The 18321-nt window shown below is 34.6% G+C and carries 22 protein-coding genes; 1 reads left to right on the top strand and 21 read right to left on the bottom strand.

Features of this window, described 5'->3' with window-relative positions; all coding sequences use genetic code 11:
• Position 1: 1 nt before the first annotated feature.
• The 19 genes from HM983_RS11180 to asnB form a co-directional block, all read right to left on the bottom strand.
• Positions 2-1048, bottom strand: a complete 1047-nt coding sequence (locus HM983_RS11180) for a sensor histidine kinase (protein WP_179345522.1) — start codon at positions 1046-1048, stop codon at positions 2-4.
• Positions 1045-2190 carry an FIST signal transduction protein gene (locus HM983_RS11175; RefSeq protein ID WP_179345521.1) on the bottom strand — a complete coding sequence of 382 codons (1146 nt, stop codon included), beginning with the start codon at positions 2188-2190 and terminating at the stop codon, positions 1045-1047. Before HM983_RS11175 ends, HM983_RS11180 begins: the two co-directional genes overlap by 4 nt.
• Before the next feature lie 3 nt (positions 2191-2193).
• Entirely contained in the window at positions 2194-3333 is a 1140-nt protein-coding gene (locus tag HM983_RS11170; RefSeq protein WP_179345520.1) for an FIST signal transduction protein, read from the bottom strand.
• A gap of 21 nt (positions 3334-3354) precedes the next feature.
• Positions 3355-3657 carry an EthD family reductase gene (locus HM983_RS11165; RefSeq protein WP_179345519.1) on the bottom strand — a complete coding sequence of 101 codons (303 nt, stop codon included), beginning with the start codon at positions 3655-3657 and terminating at the stop codon, positions 3355-3357.
• Positions 3658-3673: 16 nt separating this feature from the next.
• Complete coding sequence (locus HM983_RS11160) at positions 3674-4813, bottom strand: FIST signal transduction protein (RefSeq protein ID WP_179345518.1); 1140 nt, start codon at positions 4811-4813, stop codon at positions 3674-3676.
• A gap of 104 nt (positions 4814-4917) precedes the next feature.
• Entirely contained in the window at positions 4918-5676 is a 759-nt protein-coding gene (locus HM983_RS11155; RefSeq protein ID WP_179345367.1) for a DUF6090 family protein, read from the bottom strand.
• A gap of 1 nt (position 5677) precedes the next feature.
• Positions 5678-6445: a DUF6090 family protein gene (locus HM983_RS11150; protein WP_179345517.1), complete on the bottom strand. Its 768-nt coding sequence runs from the start codon at positions 6443-6445 to the stop codon at positions 5678-5680.
• Positions 6445-7164, bottom strand: a complete 720-nt coding sequence (locus HM983_RS11145; RefSeq protein WP_179345516.1) for a DUF6090 family protein — start codon at positions 7162-7164, stop codon at positions 6445-6447. Before HM983_RS11145 ends, HM983_RS11150 begins: the two co-directional genes overlap by 1 nt.
• Positions 7161-7922, bottom strand: a complete 762-nt coding sequence (locus HM983_RS11140; protein ID WP_449658182.1) for a DUF6090 family protein — start codon at positions 7920-7922, stop codon at positions 7161-7163. The genes HM983_RS11145 and HM983_RS11140 overlap by 4 nt, the downstream gene beginning before the upstream one ends.
• Positions 7923-8081: 159 nt before the next feature.
• On the bottom strand, positions 8082-8822 hold the full coding sequence (locus HM983_RS11135) for a DUF6090 family protein (protein ID WP_179345515.1): 741 nt from the start codon (positions 8820-8822) through the stop codon (positions 8082-8084).
• A complete protein-coding gene (locus tag HM983_RS11130; protein ID WP_179345365.1) occupies positions 8819-9595 on the bottom strand; it encodes a DUF6090 family protein in 777 nt (258 codons plus the stop codon). The genes HM983_RS11135 and HM983_RS11130 overlap by 4 nt, the downstream gene beginning before the upstream one ends.
• Before the next feature lie 97 nt (positions 9596-9692).
• Complete coding sequence (locus HM983_RS11125) at positions 9693-10502, bottom strand: DUF6090 family protein (RefSeq protein WP_179345514.1); 810 nt, start codon at positions 10500-10502, stop codon at positions 9693-9695.
• Between the two features lies 1 nt (position 10503).
• Positions 10504-11265: a DUF6090 family protein gene (locus HM983_RS11120; RefSeq protein WP_179345513.1), complete on the bottom strand. Its 762-nt coding sequence runs from the start codon at positions 11263-11265 to the stop codon at positions 10504-10506.
• Between the two features lies 1 nt (position 11266).
• Positions 11267-11602, bottom strand: coding sequence for a hypothetical protein (locus tag HM983_RS11115; protein WP_179345512.1), 336 nt, complete (start codon positions 11600-11602; stop codon positions 11267-11269).
• Positions 11603-11621: 19 nt separating this feature from the next.
• Positions 11622-12140 (bottom strand): RidA family protein, encoded by a 519-nt coding sequence (locus HM983_RS11110; RefSeq protein WP_179345511.1) that lies wholly within the window; start codon positions 12138-12140, stop codon positions 11622-11624.
• Between the two features lie 53 nt (positions 12141-12193).
• Positions 12194-12835: a DUF6090 family protein gene (locus HM983_RS11105; RefSeq protein WP_179345510.1), complete on the bottom strand. Its 642-nt coding sequence runs from the start codon at positions 12833-12835 to the stop codon at positions 12194-12196.
• A 132-nt stretch (positions 12836-12967) separates the two neighbouring features.
• On the bottom strand, positions 12968-13678 hold the full coding sequence (locus tag HM983_RS11100; RefSeq protein ID WP_179345509.1) for a CPBP family intramembrane glutamic endopeptidase: 711 nt from the start codon (positions 13676-13678) through the stop codon (positions 12968-12970).
• 15 nt (positions 13679-13693) lie between these two features.
• Positions 13694-14263, bottom strand: coding sequence for a helix-turn-helix domain-containing protein (locus tag HM983_RS11095; protein WP_179345508.1), 570 nt, complete (start codon positions 14261-14263; stop codon positions 13694-13696).
• Positions 14264-14549: 286 nt separating this feature from the next.
• On the bottom strand, positions 14550-16211 hold the full coding sequence (asnB, locus tag HM983_RS11090; protein ID WP_179345507.1) for an asparagine synthase B: 1662 nt from the start codon (positions 16209-16211) through the stop codon (positions 14550-14552).
• Positions 16212-16445: 234 nt separating this feature from the next.
• Between asnB and HM983_RS11085 the strand changes: the two genes are divergently transcribed.
• The gene (locus HM983_RS11085; RefSeq protein ID WP_179345506.1) at positions 16446-16994 is read left to right on the top strand and encodes a DUF2911 domain-containing protein; all 549 of its coding nucleotides are present in this window, start codon (positions 16446-16448) and stop codon (positions 16992-16994) included.
• Between the two features lie 72 nt (positions 16995-17066).
• On the opposite strand, the gene HM983_RS11080 is transcribed toward HM983_RS11085, so the two are convergent.
• Positions 17067-17636 (bottom strand): HNH endonuclease, encoded by a 570-nt coding sequence (locus tag HM983_RS11080; protein ID WP_179345505.1) that lies wholly within the window; start codon positions 17634-17636, stop codon positions 17067-17069.
• A 44-nt stretch (positions 17637-17680) separates the two neighbouring features.
• Positions 17681-18313, bottom strand: coding sequence for a 7-carboxy-7-deazaguanine synthase QueE (locus tag HM983_RS11075; protein ID WP_179345504.1), 633 nt, complete (start codon positions 18311-18313; stop codon positions 17681-17683).
• Between the last annotated feature and the right edge of the window lie 8 nt (positions 18314-18321).

Raw genomic sequence — 18321 nt, 5'->3', positions numbered from 1 at the left:
TTTAAATGATTGGAATTTTAATAATAAACTTTGTGCCTTGTCCTTCTTTTGTTTCAACTTTTAATTCTCCATTATGCGCTTTTACGATATCATAACTTAAACTCAAACCTAGTCCTGTGCCTTGCCCTGTGGGTTTGGTTGTAAAAAAGGGTTGAAAGATTTTATCTAATGCTTTTTGAGGGATGCCATTTCCATTGTCCTTTACTGAAATTTCAATGTTGTTTTTCATTGTATTTGTTGCTACTGAAACCGTTGGTTCGTATTTATCTCCTTGAGTTTCCTGAAGTAAATTCTTTTCATTTACGGCATAAAACGCATTGGTTATAAGATTAAGGACAACACGACCAATATCTTGTGGAACCACATTAACAGTTTTTATACTGTCGTCGTAATTGGTTTCCAACTTTGCATTAAAAGATTTATCCTTGGAACGTAAACCATGATAAGCAAGACGTAAATATTCGTCTACAAGGTTGTTTATATCCACACTTTCTTTTTCGCCACTATTGCTTCGGCTATGCATGAGCATACCTTTTACAATACCATCTGCACGTTGACCATGGTGTAATATTTTTTCAAGATTTTGAATCACATCGTTTGCAATTTCCTTTACATCCTCAAGATTACCTTCTTCTAATTCTTCCTGCATTTCTTCCAGTAATTCTTTACTGACTTCGGAAAAATTATTGACAAAATTCAGTGGGTTTTGTATTTCATGTGCAATACCAGCGGTGAGTTCACCGAGGCTTGCCATTTTTTCAGATTGAATCAATTGCGATTGGGTAGCTTTTAATTCTTTTAAGGATTTTTGTAATGCGTTGTTAGAGTCTTCGATGGCTTTTCGCTTGTGTTCCAGTTCCTCAATGGTTTCTTCCAGTAGGATAGCTGTGGTGCGTTTTACTTTTTCCGTGCGCACCAGTTTAAATTCAGAAATAGTCAAAGCTTTGTCCGCATCTTTTGCAGCTTTGGTCAGCGTTGCCTTTTCATCTTCAGATAGATGTTTGGACTGTTGAATAAAATCGAGTATAGTTTGTAGGTTTTGATTCATGCTTTTTCTTTTAGTGCCACAACACAACATGCATTGTTATGAAACTCATTATTGCCAATCTTCGATCTCCCATATTCTCCGTAGGTAAAAAAACCTACCATTGGTGCATTCCAGATGTTTTGTACTTGCTCTATTTCCTCTTGCATTAGAGCGCCAAATGATAAATGCCTGCTTACGCATGAAAACATTATAAGTGCATCAGCTTGTTGCTCTGGGTTATCCTTAATGCTTTTACATTCCGACACGACTGTTTCGATGGCATCAAAATCTGGTGGCAGGGAAAATTTGATTTTTGACCCTTGAGCCACACTTCCTGTACAAATAAGCGAACGCTCCTTTTGGTTGGCAAATCTAGTTGCTCGTATTACAGTATCTCCGTTTTCTCGTTCTAACTGTAATGGGTAATACCAAGAGTTGAGAAACGCCACAATTTCTTGGGTTTCATCTAATTTCACCTCCACACCAAGGTATTTCATTAAGGTGTCCAGCGCTGGTTTATCGTCTATAGTGTAAACGATGTTACCTTCACTTTTGGTCACTGTTTTCGTAGTGCCAATAGCTTCCCAACCACAGCTGGCGATGCCTCTAACGTCAATTTTATCTTTATCGATTATTAGTGCAACGATTGCGTTGTCTTTACTTTTATTATTGGTAAAAACGATTGGTTTTTCAGCTATTAAATCGTCTCCAGCCATGCCACCAAATACGGTTACTTCACTGCCGAAACCTTCTGTGATACCATCTATAACGTGTTCACCATCAATAAAAATTCCGCCTGTTGCCAATATAAATGCAGGATTAGAAAATGTTTTTTTTCCAATACTTCCTAATTTTTTTGCATCTTCGAAAGTGGTTTTCTCACTTGTTTCAAGAAACTCTAATTTAAAATAAGCAGTATTCATATCGAGTAGCATCACAACAATGCTACCTTCTTCAATATCTCCATCTATAAATTCTCCTGCAGTTGTTGCACCGAAAACTTTGATATTTCTTTCGTCTAACATATTACAGACCGCTTTCCAATCTTGTTTTATAGAGGAAAAAATGATGGCCAAGGTTGGCTTAAAACCGTCAGAAAGGGCTTTATCAAGTTCATTGATTAAAGTTGCTGTTGCGCTAGCTTTTATGGTTTTAGATTTCATCTTTTATTTTTCTTTTAAGGCCACAATGCAACAGGTGTTATTATGAAATTCATGTTTTCCTGTTTTAGACTTCCCAAATTCTCCGTAAGTGAAAAATCCAACCATAGGCGCATCCCAAACTTGTTTCACTTGTTCAATTTCTTCTGTCATCAAAATACCAAAAGACAAATGCCTGCTAATACAGGAAAACATTATGAGTGCATCGGCTTGATTTTGACGTTCATTTTTCACTTCTTTACATTCTTCAATCACGTGTTCAATAGCATCAAAGTCTGGTGGAAGCGAAAATTTAACCTTGGATCCCTGTGGTACAGTACCAGCACAAATAAGCGAACGGTCTTCCCTGTTTGCAAGCATTGCTGTGCGCATAACAGGTGCTACACCTTCTCGCTCCATTTGCAACGGATAATAGGCTCCAATTTGAGTAACTATTTCGTTTCCGGTGCTAAAATCATAATCTACACCAAGGTATTTTATTATCATATCTAACGCAGGCTTATCGTCTATTGTGTAAATGACGTTTTTGTCACTTTTAGTAATTGTTTTGGTTGTACCTATGGCTTTCCAACCACATGTTGCAATACCATTGATTTCTACTTTATCTTCATCTATGATTAGCCCTAAAAGACCTTGATCACTGCTTTTTCCGTAGGTAAAAGCAATTGGACCCTCGAGTAACATATCATCACCAGCCATGCCTCCAAAAATTGTTACTTCCTTGCCGCAACCTTCTGTAATGCCATCTATGATAAGCTCCCCATCGTTACTCAACCAACCTGACACAATAATAAAGGCTGGATTTTGAAAGGTGTTTTTACCTTCAACACCTAACTGTTTTGCGTTTTCGAAAGTGGTTTGTGCTCCGGTTTCAAAAAATTTCAGTTTAAAGAAATTAGGATTTATATCTAGCAACATTACAGTGGCACTTCCTTCTTCAATGTCTCCATCTATAAATTCCCCAGAAGTCGTTGCACCAAAAATGGAGATATTATTTTTTTCGAAAATCTCGCAAATTGCATCACGGTCTTGTTTAATAGACAGAAAAACAATGGCCAAAGTTGGAGCGAATCCATCTTTAATAGATTGCCTAAATGCGTTATTAATTTCCTCAACTGAATGTCCTTTAATGGTTTTTGCTTTCATAATTTTTAGAGCCTTTTTACATTATTCTAACACTCCTATCATCACTTGTACGCCTCCAGTAGCAAAATTTTCTAAATCCGCAGAAGTAGCCTGTCCCTCTGGTGAGCTCATGGTTTTTTGTAATTGTTCCATATCACTAAAATAAATCTCCGCCATTCTGTAAAATTCTGGTTTCGATCCGTCTGTAGTCCCTAATATTTTAGTGAGTTCTAATTTTGCTACACCTTTCATGGTTGCAGCGAGTGGTAAATGTTTTGTTTTGTAATACGTTTCAAACGTTTCAACATCAGTTGGGTGTCCATATAATACCGTGAGTTTATGCATATCAATTGGTTTTAAATTATTTCTCTTTTAGTGCAACGCAACAGGTGGTGAGGTTGTGCATTTCTAGGTTGCCACCAGTTGCTCTGGCCAGTTCCCCATTTGAGAACATACCAGCCATTGGGACGTTCCATACGTTTTTTATGCCTTCAATCTCTTCGGACATCAATGGTCCAAGCGACATTATTCTGCCTGCACAGCTAAATACCACCAACGCATCAGCTTCTGGCATTTCAGTCTCTTTTAATTGCTCAACTCCTTTTATTACTTTTTCCATCACATCAAAATCTGGAGGAAGTGAGAATCTTACTTTAGAGCCTTGAGGTACTGTGCCACTGCAATAGAAAGAACGATCGTTCCAATCTACCACTAAGCCTGGTCGCATTACAGGGTCGCCTTTTTCTCTCTGGAGCTGCAACGGAAAATTTGCTGCAAGTTCCAGTAATAAGTTCTTATTTTCTGGTGTTACATTTTCTAGTCCACCATACTTTACAGTAATATCTAAAGCTGGAACGTCATCTACAGTGTAAACATGATTTCCTTCACTTTTTGTCACTATTTTTTCAGTTCCTACTGCTTTCCAACCACAGGTTGCAATACCTTTAATCTCTATGTTTTCTTCATCTAAGGCTAAGACAACAGTGCCTCTGTTACTTTCTAGCCCGTTAGTAAAAACATATTGTTCTGAAAATGAAAAGTCGTCACCTGCCATTCCTCCAAAAACATTTACTTGTTTTCCTATAATGTCCTCAAAACCAAAGAGCAGCTGTTCTGCATCTGTTTCCATATGACTTGCAGCTATTAAAAAGGCAGGTTTGTCAAACTCTTTTTTAGCTTTTGACGCTAAGTTTTGTGCAGTTTCGCGATAGTTTTTTTCGGGATATTCTTCGAGGTAAATTTTAAAATGCGCTCTTTTGATGTCTAATAATAAAATTGCAATTGACCCAGTTTCAGAATCTTCATCAATAAATTCGCCATTGGTTGTGCTGCCAAATACAGCGATCTTTTTATCATTCAGTAATTTGGTAACAGCATTGCGGTCTTGAGCCACAGAGATAAATATGATGGCTAAAGTGGGCTTAAAACCATCGGATATCTTTTGATCGAGCGCATCTCGAATGGCTTCGGTGGAATTTCCCTTTATTGATTTTGATTTCATTTATAGTTGAATAATACATTAGTTTAGGTTTTAAATGCTATTAATCAATTTAGGGTAAGGGGATTGTTAAATTTAGTAAAAAATAGGATTATAATGTTTTTAATTTAATTAATTCCTAATTCATTTTCTAACATGGTAATAAGCACAGTCGTTTCTTTGATGAGTAATTGTAATTGTTCTATGGCATCTTTATTTATCCAATAATGAATTGCCATATTGTTTATATATTCATCTTTTTTATTCCTTAAATGGTTGGCTAATTCTGCTTGATTTTGTTCTCCAAATAAAAAGGCTGAGGCAGGCTCAAACCTCATAATACTGTTGTTATAGGTAAATGGTGCATCATTAGGAAGCGCCCACTCAGTACCAATCCTAATCCATTCTGCAACTTGCTTGTGCTTGGCGTAATGTTTTACCAATTGGTCGCGCAACTTGGTGTTTTTAATATCTTTTAAATTTCCTGTACTTGAAAGATCCTGGAAAGTTGATGTTGAAGACGTAAAAATGGGATAGATACTACCATAGCCAAAAAAGTCGTTGGCAGCAGCAATAAGTTCTTTGTCTTTTGTTTCATTAGCGTTCAGTGCTTTTGAGAGGTTTTCTATGGTTTCAATCCCTCTTTTTAAATTAGCAATATTGCTATTGAAAGTATTAATGTCCTCTCTATTTTCGGAAAGCAGTCTTTTTAGATAGAGATTTTCTTGTTTCGCAGATTTTCGGTTTTCGTTCCAATTATTAATCTGTAGTGCTATTAGAATACCAATAACCACAAGAATGATTTCGCCAATGGCGTACAGTAGATATTTTGTTGTTCTGTTTTCCTTTATCATAGTTTGTCTAATATGTCTAAAAAACTTAATCATGTTATTTTGCTAATTCTTCGTCCAATTCCGTAAGAATATTGTTGGTTAATTCCTTTATCGCATTTTGGTAATCCAGCCTGTTTTGCTCTAAACCATATTTCATTATTAAACTACCCAAAAAGCGTTCATTGTTCATATGCTTCTCAATTACCATTATTTTTTCATTTTCGCTCATTGATTGTTCTTCCCATTTGAGATAACCGTGCAAAACTTTTGGAAACAGTTCTGTCGAATAGTGACTGGATTTATCCACTAATGAGGTGGCAAGAGCCACAGACATGGTTTCGTCCTCAAACCCAAATTTTACTTCTGCAGAAAATTTTGCCAACAGTTGTACAAGGTTTTGATTTTGGATAATTCCCGTTTTTCCAGAACCAATCATGGCATCATAAGTACCATTAACGGGTTCTATCCTCCAATAAGAAAAGGCACCTCTGTACATGTATTCACCAAGTGTATTTAAGTCAATTTTCGTGTTATTCCTTCGCATCTCAGTAATAAGTTGTTGACAGTAGTTAACCACTCTTGTTTGTTTTTTTATAGTTTCATCTAGATTGTCACTGGTCTTTTCAAAATCATCTTTGAGAGATTTAAGAATTTGCAGTTCTTCTTTTCTTTCTATTCTGTTAGTATTCCAATTATTAATCTGAAGCGCAATGAGAATCCCAATAACCACAAGGACGATTTCTCCTGTGGCATAGAGGAGATATTTTGAGGTCCTGCTTTCTTTTACTAATCGTTGACGTATATGGCGGAAAAATTTTATCACTAGGTCTTATTTAAATCGTTTGGCATTAGGGATAACACCAGATCAATCGAGTCAATGGTATTTTCCAAATTTCTTATGGAAGCTCTAATGTTATCACGGTTTAACATCAGTAATCTCCAAGCATTAGTTTCAGAAAAAAAATGTTGCATATCCTCGACTTCTAATATTTCCTTAAATTCAAAATTTGTGGCGTGAGCCTCCATAAGAGGTAGCCACTGGTTATTGAAAGCATACTCAATATCACCCAATGCCTTACTTACATGGTTTACTTTGCCATCATAATAAACTCCCAAATTTTTCCTCAATTCTTTGTCTTTTACTGTTTGAAGACCAGCAGATTTTAATGCCTCGTAAGAATTGGTAAGGGACTGAAACCTGCTGAAATGGACAACCTCCCCTAACCAGTATGGTACGCTATCAAAATTTTTATTTCTAAGACTATCATCCACAAGTTTTTGTGATGCATCAAATGCGCGCTGGTGCCAAGTTTTTATATCGTTTAGATTTTCACGATCTTGTATGAGGTTTGCTCGTATTTGCGAAAGTATTTCCTTTTCAAATGCATTATCTTTTCGTTCTTCATTCCAATTGTTGATCTGAAGCGCAATAAGGATCCCGATTACCACAAGGACGATTTCTCCTATGGCATAGAGGAGATATTTTGAAGTCCTGCTTTCTTTTACTAATCGTTGACGTATATGGCGGAAGAATTTTATCATAATTTTTCTTCTAAAAATTCCAGTTCTTTATTGATAGCTACAATTAACTCGTTAATCCGTTTCATCATATCAGCGTAAAACCCTAAGATTATCTGCCTAAAAAAGATGCTTTCATTCAGTTCTAACTTTAAACCTTCGTCATTTTTTGCAGCTTCTATATGATCAAATATCATAGATAACTTTATAAAATCCGGATTGTAATAATCATCAGAGCTATAATCGATATTACTGAGGTGTAAGCTTTTATTTTCAATCTGGAAATATTTTTTGAAGTAGTTCTTTTTTTCTCCATAGGTTTCGTAAACCACTGCTTTATTCTCCATGAGATCGAGAGCCTCAGAGAAAAAATCATAAAAACGCGAAATATCCTTATATAGAGTATTATTGGTTATTAACCCAGGGTTGCTACTTTGTAAATTACTAAAGGTAGCTTTATGTAGCACAGAAAAAATAGGTATACTTAATGCATCAGCATAATTTATGGTGTCAATAGGCTCTTTTAAATCGCTGAGTAAAAATCTTAATAACTGCGTTTCTGCTTTTAAAAATCGTTTGTTATAATCTATATTAAAAACCATGTCTAAAGTGTCTCTTACAATATCTTCCTTAATATTTTTTAAAATGGTTATTTCTTGAGTTGTTGCTTTTTTGCTCTCATTCCAATTATTAATCTGCAATGCAATGAGAATCCCAATAACCACGAGGATAATTTCGCCTATGGCGTATTTAAGGTACTTTCCTGTTTTGTTTTGTTCCATGAGGTTATATCTTATTTTTCTGAAAAACTTAATCATAATTTTCGTTTCAAAGTGGAACCCGCATCAAGTGCGGAATGACAAATGGCTCTATTTTGGAATATCATGGATTGACGGATATGGCGGAAGAATATTATCATTGGTTGCACTTTATTATTACATTTAATCAGAAATTTCCTTTTCAATAGAATTTAAAAGTGATTTAATACTCTTTATTACTCCCTCTCCTCTGTTTTGCACTGCTGCATTTTCAAAAGCTATGGCAGATAGTAGTTTTAGAAAAGCATCATCAGTTCTTAGTTTGCTATATTCTTCTTGAGAAATTTTAAAATCTCCATAGTATTTTCTGCTTAAATTGAATTGCATAGTAAAGTATTTTAATAATAGTGGTTCGCTATGTAATGCATGAAAACGCAATCGTTCCTCCTCGTATCTTTTGTAATAAGGATATGATCTTTCGTAAAGCAGAGAGATATCATTTCTTAAACTATCATTAGAAATTACTTCCACACCTTTAGATTGCAATAATTGATACCCACTTTTGTTAGGATCAAAATGAGGTGTAACTCTAAGTATAGAAATAACTTTAAAAATAGAATCATTAGGGAATTCATTATTCTCAATAAATTCTCTAACATCTATGCTCGCACTATTTATATTGTCCATATAAGACACATCGTCTTGTAACTCTTTAAGATCCATACTTAAATTAACATGAAGTTCTTTGAGTATTTTTTCTTCCAGATTTTGTGTTTTTCTTTCGTCACTCCAATTATTAATCTGCAATGCAATGAGAATACCAATGACCACAAGGATGATTTCGCCAATGGCGTAGAGCAGATATTTTGAAGTCCTGTTTTCCTTTACGAGTCGTTGTCGAATATGGCGGAAGAATTTTATCATGGTCCTTTAGTGATTTCTAAATCGATTAAGCGTAATATTTCCTTTGCGGTTACAATAAGCTCCTCAGTTTGAAGTCTGGAAACAGAAATTGGAAGTTCCCTAGCTGCAAGCGCACCTTCAAATTGGGAATCGTTTAATAAACGCTCATAGTCAGCAACAAACGAACTATTGGTTTTGTGATTAAATAATTGATAACGTTTGTATCTAATACGGCTATAAATGTCATGAAGGGAAACGTGTTTTTTAATAATCGGTTGGATATCATTAAATAGAAAATTGCTTGAATATACTTCATCTTCCGTAACATCTTCTACTAATTGAGGCCACTGTACCAAGTATTTTTTAATTGAATCGTTGGAAATTATATTGATCTTACCTGAATAAAACAATATATTCAACGTCTCTGCTTGGCCGTTATATGTAGGATTAATAAATAACTCTGATGTTAGACTGTCTAATTGGGTTTTTGAATATGGATTTTTACCTGTATGGATAATTTTATATAAAGTTTCTGTTGACGAGATTATGCGCTCCCTGAAAGCGTTTAGCTCTTCAAATTCTTGAATGGCGTTTTTGAATTCTGATTTAATGTTCTTAAGTGTTTCAAGTTCTTCTACCTTTTGTTTTCTGTTTTCATTCCAAGTATTTATCTGCAATGCAATGAGAATACCAATAACCACAAGTATGATTTCGCCAATGGCGTATTTAAGGTATTTTCCTGTTTTTCCTTTTCCCATGAGATTGTATCTAATTTTTCTGAAAAACTTAATCATAATTTTCGTTTCAAAGTGGATTCCGCATCAAGTGCGGAATGACACATGGCTCTATTCTGATCTATCATGGATTGACGAATATGGCGGAAGAATTTTATCATTGGTTTTTTCCTGTTTCCGAATTAATTAAATCAATTATTTCTTGTGTTTTATTCCTAACACCAATAGACTGTTCATTGGTATAAGGCGTCATACCGAGCAACCTAGTGATGTGATCCTCGAAGTTGGGATGATTTAAAAGATTTTTGAAATTGGCTTTAGGCACTAAATTTTTTAATTCGGAAAAATCGCTAAGACTTTTACCTATTGTGAATCTAGATCTTAATTCTTCATCAAATAAAAATTGAGTAGTGAACCCTCCTATTTGATATTGGTCTATTAAAAAAGCGTAAAATTCTTCTTCAGTAAATCTAAAAATGTTCAATTCTTCTTCATTAAGCTCCTTTAAAAAACTAGAGTACGATGATATTCGATTCCGTAAAGTAGTATTACCTATCAGATAAAGTTTACCTGCATTAATCAATTCATTACTAACACCCAATTGCGGGTCAAAGGTAGGTCTCATAGTTGCTCGCGAAAGATGATAATCCACGCTATCTACAGTAATATTTTGAGGACGTTTATGAATATAATTTAAAAGTGTAATACAAGACTTAATGACATCATTTCTAAGACTAATTTTACTTTCTATTTGCTGCAGATTACTATCATATTCTGCCAACAATTGTGATAGTATAAGCTGTTCTTGTTGATCGTTCTTTTTGTTCTCATTCCAATTATTAATCTGAAGCGCAATGAGAATCCCAATGACCACAAGGATAATTTCGCCAATGGCGTAGAGCAGGTATTTTGAGAATCGATTATCTCCAATTAATCGTTTGCGGATATGTCTAAAGAGCTTAATCATACTATTTGCATAGATTTTGCAATTGTTCGTAGACCGGTTGCATTTCGCTAAGGATTTTGTCGAAATGTTGTTGTTCCCTATTACTCATTAATACGAAAAACACAAGGTCATTCTGAAATTGTCTATAAACTTTCGAATTTTCGTCCAAATGCCAGTTATCTACCGGTAAAGTTGCCATGATATTGTCTCCCAAAGAGGCTTTGGCATAATCCGCATATTGAAACCCAACTTGGTTATCATCTTCATAAGCAAATGCGCGTTCTATACTATGGTTTCTATTTAAATCCAATTGATATATAAGATTATCCAGTTCTGCATAATACCTAACTAGCGTCTTTTTTAATTCTTCATCTTTTATGAGATTAAGCTTGCCCGAAGATGTAATATCCAATATCGTTACTTTACTTGGTACAAAAGCGTTGGTTCTTAAGCCTTGGATGTAATTGTCTATGAGGTATTCCTTGGATTTTTCCTTTTTTGGTAATTCCAAGAGAAGTGCTTTGCTTATTTTAATTTTATAGTCTGACTCATCAGATAATCGCATTATATTCTGACGGTCCAGTTCAAAATCCTCGAGCAATCTGCAATAATAGTCACTTTCTGTTAAATTGTTTTTTCGGGTTTCATTCCAATTGTTGATTGATAATGCAATTAAAATCCCTATAACCACTAAGATGATTTCGCCTATAGCGTAGAGCAGGTATTTTGAGAATCGATTATCTCCAATTAATCGTCTGCGGATATGTCTAAAAAACTTAAGCACCTTAATACAAAATGTTGTCTAAAGTCCAGTCTAGTCTTTTTTCCATCATACTAAAATTACAGTCCGTAAAGAATACCTCATAAATTTCTCTTCTAAAAGCTGCTAATTCCATTTCTGTATATTCGTTCTGATTTATTGCACGTTCTATTTTTTTAAGCTGTTCCTCTTCTGAGTCTCCTTTGAACTCAGTATACATCTTTAAAAAAGTCTTTGCAGATACTTTGGTCTGTATCATTTTCAATTCGTCCTCGCTTTCATCATTATCCGCATTGGCACATAATAAAAGGATGTAAGTATGCAACTCTTCTTTGTTCCATTTTTTTTCTTTTTTACTCATGATTTCAATTTTTATGTTATTATTTGGATTTATGTACTTCTAATTCTATTTCAATCAAGAATTCCGGTATTGCCAATTCCTTAACTCCTATCCATGAACCCGTTGGGAAGTGGTTTTTATAAATTTCAGCTCTGTAGGCAGAAGCTTGCAAAAATTTAGGCATATCCGTTGTAAATACATTTTCGACCACGACATCGTCAAACGTGCAACCGTAATGCTTTAAAACCTTATCTAAATCTGCGTAACAATTTTTCATTTGCTGTTCTAAATCACCAATGGCGGTTGCGTTGCCCTCAGCATCCATACTTACAGCTCCAGAAACTTTTATACTGTTTCCTATTTTTACGGCATGCGAGTATCCATAGGCTTTTTCTACTTCTGGGCGAAGTGAAAAATACTCAGGATATTCTGCTTCAATAACTACTTCTTTTTCAATTTCTTTGGTTGATTCTTTTTCCTTTTGCTCACAACTTTGAACTGTAAATATCAAGGTCGTTAAATAAGTAATTAAGATCAGCTGTTTAATTGGCCTTTTCATAATGATGTTTGTTTAATGCCTACTTTGATCGGTTTTTGGCTTTCCCGTTTTTTTTAAAAAATCGTTTCCCTAAAATCATTATCACTAAGATTGCCCAAAAAATCTTCTTTGCCATTGGATCTTTGATTGGAATAATTATTGGATAAGCTGTGGATATCTGTCATTCCGTAAGATGGCTCGTATAAGGTTATTTCTGCATCAAACCTAAAGTGGTCTTCGGTGTATTTTAGTTTTTTGTACAGCTTGTCTAAGGCGAGCAATTCATTTTTTATGGTATCGTTAGTAATAATTGCGAGGTTACCAGAATTCATTAATTCCTTAAATGTATTATCTGTTTGATAGAACCTTTGCCATGTACACACATTAATGGTATACTTATTAAATTCATTCCAGTTTGTCACTGGCTTGCCGTTATAATGCTCAACAATATTTCTGGCTGCAACTGCTCGCTGCGTTCGTGAAGTTATAAATTCGTCAATGTCTAAACCCGTTATTTTTAGATCATTATTAATATTTTTTAAGTAGGCTACTTCTTTGGCGCTTATTTTCTTTGCTTCGTTTAAATTATTGATATGTAATGCAATAAGAATTCCGATGACCACAAGGGCAATTTCGCCGATGGCGTAAAGTGGATACGTGCTAAATCTATTGTCAGTGAACAGTTGCTGACGAATATGACGGAAAAATTTAATCATTAGCTTACAATTTGAATCGTAAGCAGGAAATCATGAAGTAGAGATGGTTGATTGTACTTAATTAGTTTATAAATGTAACAAATTGTTACAAATAATCACATAAAAAAATTCCGCTTAAAAACTGGTTTTCAATTAATTATTGCCTGGTTGAAAGATTCTCAATTCTAATCGAAGTAACCATTTTACAAAAACAAGTGTCGCTATCGAAGGAAATAAGCCTTTAAACAATGAAAAATATAATTCATTCCATTCAGAAAGACCCATGCGAGATATTTCTACAAATATTAACTGACCATAAGGCTGTGATGCAAAGAAAAATGTCATCACCAAATTGAAACCTAAATGAAACCCTAGAGGCATCATAATCGATTTGGTACGATGAAATGTATAAGCCCAAACATAACCGGAAAATCCCGTAACCAAAATTACATACAGAATTAAAATAACACGATCTGCACTCAAGCCATAAGAAAACACATGGTAGATCCCAAAGCAAATCGCAGATATCAAAATAGCCCATTTAGCTCCGATTCTGTTTATAAGTATATATAGAATTGCACCTCTAAAGATTAAATCTTCTGTTAAAGCCGACCTAAGATGATATATAAAAGAATCAAAAATTAAATCGTATTTAATAGGACTATTTAATTCCCAATCTATTGTCATGACCTTGCTTTCAATAAAAATCATCGAAAGAGTTATGGGTATTATAAACAAGATTCCTATTAAAAACTGAATCATATGGTTAGCATTTGGAACAATTCCTAAAGCATTGATATTTTTTCCTTCTATGAAATGCAAAAGCACCCACGAGATTACTATTATTACTAATAATCCTAACATAATATATTTAAAGTTTTAAGCCCTTATTGGCTTTAAAAAAGGGATTGATAATGGATAATTGAATGTTTGCTTATTTAAGGCAGACACAATATTCATAGCGCTTACAAAAATTCCAAAAAGAAAAACAGCAGCTGTTCCAAAAAAGTTAATGCCAGGAAATGGAAAAAACAACAACAAAGAAATTATAAGCAGTAAATTTATAGTGCTATGAAAATTGATTACCGCACGACCGTGTACATCGTATATTTTATTGTCATCTGCTTTACCAACCCATATAAAAAGCGGAATTAAAACATTTGCAAAAGGAATTATTAATCCGATAAATGGAGTTCCATGTAATAACAACATCCATTTACGTTGAATGACCTCTTCATTAGGATGATCCAACACTATTAAATCATCTACATTGACCTCCAGACCAACAGCCAATAACTTCACCGTCTGTAAATGCGGTTGCACATCACCCTTTTCTATACGCTGGATCGTACGAACTCCAACGGTAGTCTTTTCCGCTAGTTCTTCTTGTGTAAGTCCTTTTGATTTACGTTGATATATTAAATTTTCGCTTATTGTCCGGCTTTTCATTTTATAAATTTTGATGATACAAATCTAAAACAAACTGACGGTTTTTTGCACGTCATTTAAATGTCACCTATCTGTCATTTATAGTAAACATGAGTGTTTCAGAGGGTAAATTCTCAAATTTGAAATTTATAAATTACATCAAACAAAAAAGGTTGACAAATTGCCAACCTTGAAAATAATCAACAAACAAACTCAATTATTTATTCGAAAAGATGTCATAGATTAAAACAGTTATAATTCGATTGACCTGATTTTTTTCGACTGCGTTTTAAAAATTAAAATCTCATTAATAAGCATCACTATGAACTTTTGCCACTGCTCTACCGCTTGGATCGTTCATATTTTTAAATGCTTCATCCCATTCTAAAGCTGTTGCTGTACTACAAGCCACACTAGCTTCTTGAGGGACACTTTTTGCGGCAGCATCACTTGGAAAATGACCTTCAAAAATACTTCTGTAGTAATACTCTTCTTTATTTAGAGGTGTATTAATCGGAAAGCGAAATGATGCATTTTCTAATTGCTCGTCCGTAACTTCTTTGTCTACTAATTCTTTCAATGTATCTATCCAACTGTAACCCACTCCATCACTGAATTGTTCTTTTTGTCGCCAAGCGACGCTTTCTGGAATATAATCTTCAAACGCCTTGCGAATTACCCATTTTTCCATCCGTTCTCCGTTTATCATTTTGTCTTTTGGGTTGATACGCATAGCCACATCCATAAACTCTTTATCTAAGAATGGCACACGGCCTTCAATTCCCCAAGCTGCTAAACTTTTGTTTGCCCTTAAGCAATCGTACATGTGTAGCTTATCTAATTTTCTGACCGTTTCTTCATGAAACTCTCTCGCATTTGGCGCTTTATGAAAATACAAATAGCCTCCAAAGATTTCATCGGCTCCTTCACCAGATAATACCATTTTTATACCCATAGATTTAATTACACGTGCCATTAAATACATTGGCGTAGATGAACGGATTGTAGTAATATCATATGTTTCTATATTGTAAATGACATCTTTTATAGCATCCAACCCCTCTTGAATGGTAAACTTTATTTCGTGGTGTACCGTGCCAATATGGTCAGCCACTTTTTTTGCAGCAGCCAAATCTGGAGAACCTTCCAATCCTACGGAAAAACTGTGTAATTGTGGCCACCAAGCTTTTTCCTTATCATCTGCTTCAATCCGTCGTTCTGAATATTTTTTGGCAATGGCGGAAGTCACTGAAGAGTCCAATCCTCCTGAAAGCAATACTCCATAAGGCACATCACTCATTAACTGTCTGTGTACCGCATCTTCAAGGGCTTGTTTCACTTCTTCGATACTGGTTTCGTTTTCTTTAACAGCGTCATAATTCGTCCAGTCACGTTGGTACCATTTTACAAATTCTCCATCCTTACTAGACATATAGTGACCTGGTGGAAACAGTTCAATTTTTGTGCAGACACCTTCCAAAGCTTTTAATTCTGAAGCTACATAAATGGTTCCGTTTTTGTCCCAGCCTATGTATAGAGGTATAATTCCCATATGGTCCCGTGCGATAAAATATTCATCTTTTTCGGTATCATAAATCGCGAATCCAAAAATGCCGTTCATTTCATCAATAAAATCAACACCTTTTTCTTGGTATAAAGCCAAAATGACCTCACAATCACTTTCAGTTTGAAACTTGTAATTAGGAAATTGTTGTCTCAATGCTCTATGGTTATATATTTCACCATTAGCAGCCAAAATTAATTTTTTGTCTTCACTAAATAAGGGTTGTTTACCTGATGATGGATCTACTATTGCAAGACGTTCATGAGCCATTATTGCTTTATCATCACTGTAAATTCCGCTCCAATCCGGTCCACGATGCCTAATGGATTTTGCCATTTCCAAAACCTGAGGCCTTAAATCATCAGCTTTCTCTTTTATATCAAACGCACATACTATTCCGCACATAACTTTTAGTTTTATTTATAATTATATAACAAATATGATACTATACTTTATAATATTAAATATATTACACTTAAATGATTTCATATTAAAACCAATTAATATGTTTTAATTAAGAAATAAAACTTTCACACTCCTTAATTGACCATTATACTATCAAATTGTAAATTTTAGTATTTCGTTACGACAAATTGGACATTATATCCTTTAACTTTAACAAACTAATATTAAAAAATCATGAAGACAACAAAACTAATTACAACCATGGCATTTGCATTTATGATGCTATTATCATTTAATGCTGAGGCTCAAAAATTCTCTGGAATAGACAAAAGCCCAATGGATGCTGCATCATTTCCGAGCGATTACAAAATGTCTGATAAACTTATAAAAGTAGTTTACAGCCGACCACAATTAAAGGGTAGAGATGTTAATACATTGGCTAAACCGGGCGAAGTATGGAGACTTGGTGCAAATGAAGCGGCTGAGCTGCACCTTTACACTGATATGGAATTAAACGGTAAAGAAATTGATCCAGGTACGTATACAATGTATGCTATACCAGGAGAAAAAGAATGGACCGTTATTGTAAACAAGGACCTTAATGTATGGGGAAGTTATTTCTACAAAGAAGATAATGATGTTGCCCGTATTACAGTTCCTGTGACAGAAGGCGACGAATCTTTAGAAGCATTTTCAATAGCTTTTGAAAAGGCAGATGACGGAGTACATATGCATATGGGCTGGGGAACTACTAGAGTTGCCGTACCTTTTAAAAAAGATTGAGTTTACATAAGAATTTAAAAGATTTAAGTCCTGATTATATAAATGTAATCAGGGCTTTTTACATGAAATAAATTAAGAAAGAGGTGGAATATCTCCCCAATTTTCACCTGTTTTTATACGTCGCAATTGCATTGTAGTGATACCAAAACGCTTTGCGATAATTTTTAAACGGGTGCGACGATTAGGGTCATTTATCATCTTTTTTATCAATCGCACATTATTTTCTGTCAGTTTAGCATACGACCGACTTTTATTCTTTACGGCTTCAACAAACTCAGGGTTTTTCCATTGATGTTGTTCTTTCTCCCGCTTTGTTGCCCACTTTAAATTACTCACGTGGTTGTTCTTTTTATCATAATCTAAGTGAATTACACAAACACCGTCTACCTTTTCTAAAAAATGTGTCGCAATAACCTTGTGTAGATAAAACGTTTTAAATTTTTTCGCCTCTTTTTTCTTAACCCTAAAATACGGATAACCATGCATTATATAAGGTTTAAATAAGTATGGCTCAGCGTTTTTCACCCTAACTAATCTGCCATGATTTGAAACATAGTAGCACTCATCTTGATGAATTGATTCATCAAAATCTACAATTTTCCATACTTCCCGACGTAGATCTTGTATGTCTGGAAAAGTCATTTAAATGTAATTAAGTAAGAATTATAAATAACAAAGGTAATATTTTAAGGAATATTCAAGTACTTATGAGTTTGAAGCGAGACTTTCCATTTTGGATTTGCCATAACATAATCTACAATCTGCGGCATCATTTTATCACGTTTACTCCATTCTGGCTGTAAATATAAGATACAGTCCTTATTGACCTTGGCAGCCTGCTCTTCAGCAAATCTAAAATCATCTTTATTATAAATGATACACTTCAATTCGTGTGCTTTTTCAAAAATTTCCTCCGTCGGTAATTTCATTTTTTTCGGAGACAGACAAATCCAATCCCATTCACCAGTTAATTTATAGGCTCCAGACGTTTCAATATGAGTCTGTACACCCTTCGCTTTTAGCTGCTCAGTTAAAGGTCCCATGTCCCACGTTAATGGTTCGCCACCTGTTACAACAATAGTGTTACTATATTTAACGGCATTTTCAACAATTTTTTCTGTTTCGGTTGGTGGATGCAATTCTGCCAACCAACTCTCTTTTACATCACACCAATGGCAACCCACATCACATCCGCCAATTCTTACAAAATATGCTGCAGTTCCTTTGTAAAATCCCTCTCCTTGGATGGTGTAAAACTCTTCCATCAGCGGTAGCAATAACCCCTTATCAATCAGCTCTTGTCGTTCTCTTCTTGTCATAGGCCGCA

The organism is Winogradskyella ursingii (assembly GCF_013403975.1).
Classification (GTDB): Bacteria; Bacteroidota; Bacteroidia; order Flavobacteriales; family Flavobacteriaceae; genus Winogradskyella; species Winogradskyella ursingii.
This window is presented reverse-complemented; position numbering and strand designations above follow the sequence as displayed.

Excerpts from the sequence above, each read along its gene's own strand:
- HM983_RS11180 (WP_179345522.1), bottom strand. The coding sequence starts at position 1,048 with ATGAATCAAAACCTACAAACTATACTCGATTTTATTCAACAGTCCAAA.
- HM983_RS11175 (WP_179345521.1), bottom strand. The coding sequence starts at position 2,190 with ATGAAATCTAAAACCATAAAAGCTAGCGCAACAGCAACTTTAATCAAT.
- HM983_RS11170 (WP_179345520.1), bottom strand. The coding sequence starts at position 3,333 with ATGAAAGCAAAAACCATTAAAGGACATTCAGTTGAGGAAATTAATAAC.
- HM983_RS11165 (WP_179345519.1), bottom strand. The coding sequence starts at position 3,657 with ATGCATAAACTCACGGTATTATATGGACACCCAACTGATGTTGAAACG.
- HM983_RS11160 (WP_179345518.1), bottom strand. The coding sequence starts at position 4,813 with ATGAAATCAAAATCAATAAAGGGAAATTCCACCGAAGCCATTCGAGAT.
- HM983_RS11155 (WP_179345367.1), bottom strand. The coding sequence starts at position 5,676 with ATGATTAAGTTTTTTAGACATATTAGACAAACTATGATAAAGGAAAAC.
- HM983_RS11145 (WP_179345516.1), bottom strand. The coding sequence starts at position 7,164 with ATGATAAAATTCTTCCGCCATATACGTCAACGATTAGTAAAAGAAAGC.
- HM983_RS11140 (WP_449658182.1), bottom strand. The coding sequence starts at position 7,922 with ATGGAACAAAACAAAACAGGAAAGTACCTTAAATACGCCATAGGCGAA.
- HM983_RS11135 (WP_179345515.1), bottom strand. The coding sequence starts at position 8,822 with ATGATAAAATTCTTCCGCCATATTCGACAACGACTCGTAAAGGAAAAC.
- HM983_RS11130 (WP_179345365.1), bottom strand. The coding sequence starts at position 9,595 with ATGATTAAGTTTTTCAGAAAAATTAGATACAATCTCATGGGAAAAGGA.
- HM983_RS11125 (WP_179345514.1), bottom strand. The coding sequence starts at position 10,502 with ATGATTAAGCTCTTTAGACATATCCGCAAACGATTAATTGGAGATAAT.
- HM983_RS11115 (WP_179345512.1), bottom strand. The coding sequence starts at position 11,602 with ATGAGTAAAAAAGAAAAAAAATGGAACAAAGAAGAGTTGCATACTTAC.
- HM983_RS11110 (WP_179345511.1), bottom strand. The coding sequence starts at position 12,140 with ATGAAAAGGCCAATTAAACAGCTGATCTTAATTACTTATTTAACGACC.
- HM983_RS11105 (WP_179345510.1), bottom strand. The coding sequence starts at position 12,835 with ATGATTAAATTTTTCCGTCATATTCGTCAGCAACTGTTCACTGACAAT.
- HM983_RS11100 (WP_179345509.1), bottom strand. The coding sequence starts at position 13,678 with ATGTTAGGATTATTAGTAATAATAGTAATCTCGTGGGTGCTTTTGCAT.
- HM983_RS11095 (WP_179345508.1), bottom strand. The coding sequence starts at position 14,263 with ATGAAAAGCCGGACAATAAGCGAAAATTTAATATATCAACGTAAATCA.
- asnB (WP_179345507.1), bottom strand. The coding sequence starts at position 16,211 with ATGTGCGGAATAGTATGTGCGTTTGATATAAAAGAGAAAGCTGATGAT.
- HM983_RS11085 (WP_179345506.1), top strand. The coding sequence starts at position 16,446 with ATGAAGACAACAAAACTAATTACAACCATGGCATTTGCATTTATGATG.
- HM983_RS11080 (WP_179345505.1), bottom strand. The coding sequence starts at position 17,636 with ATGACTTTTCCAGACATACAAGATCTACGTCGGGAAGTATGGAAAATT.
- HM983_RS11075 (WP_179345504.1), bottom strand. The coding sequence starts at position 18,313 with ATGACAAGAAGAGAACGACAAGAGCTGATTGATAAGGGGTTATTGCTA.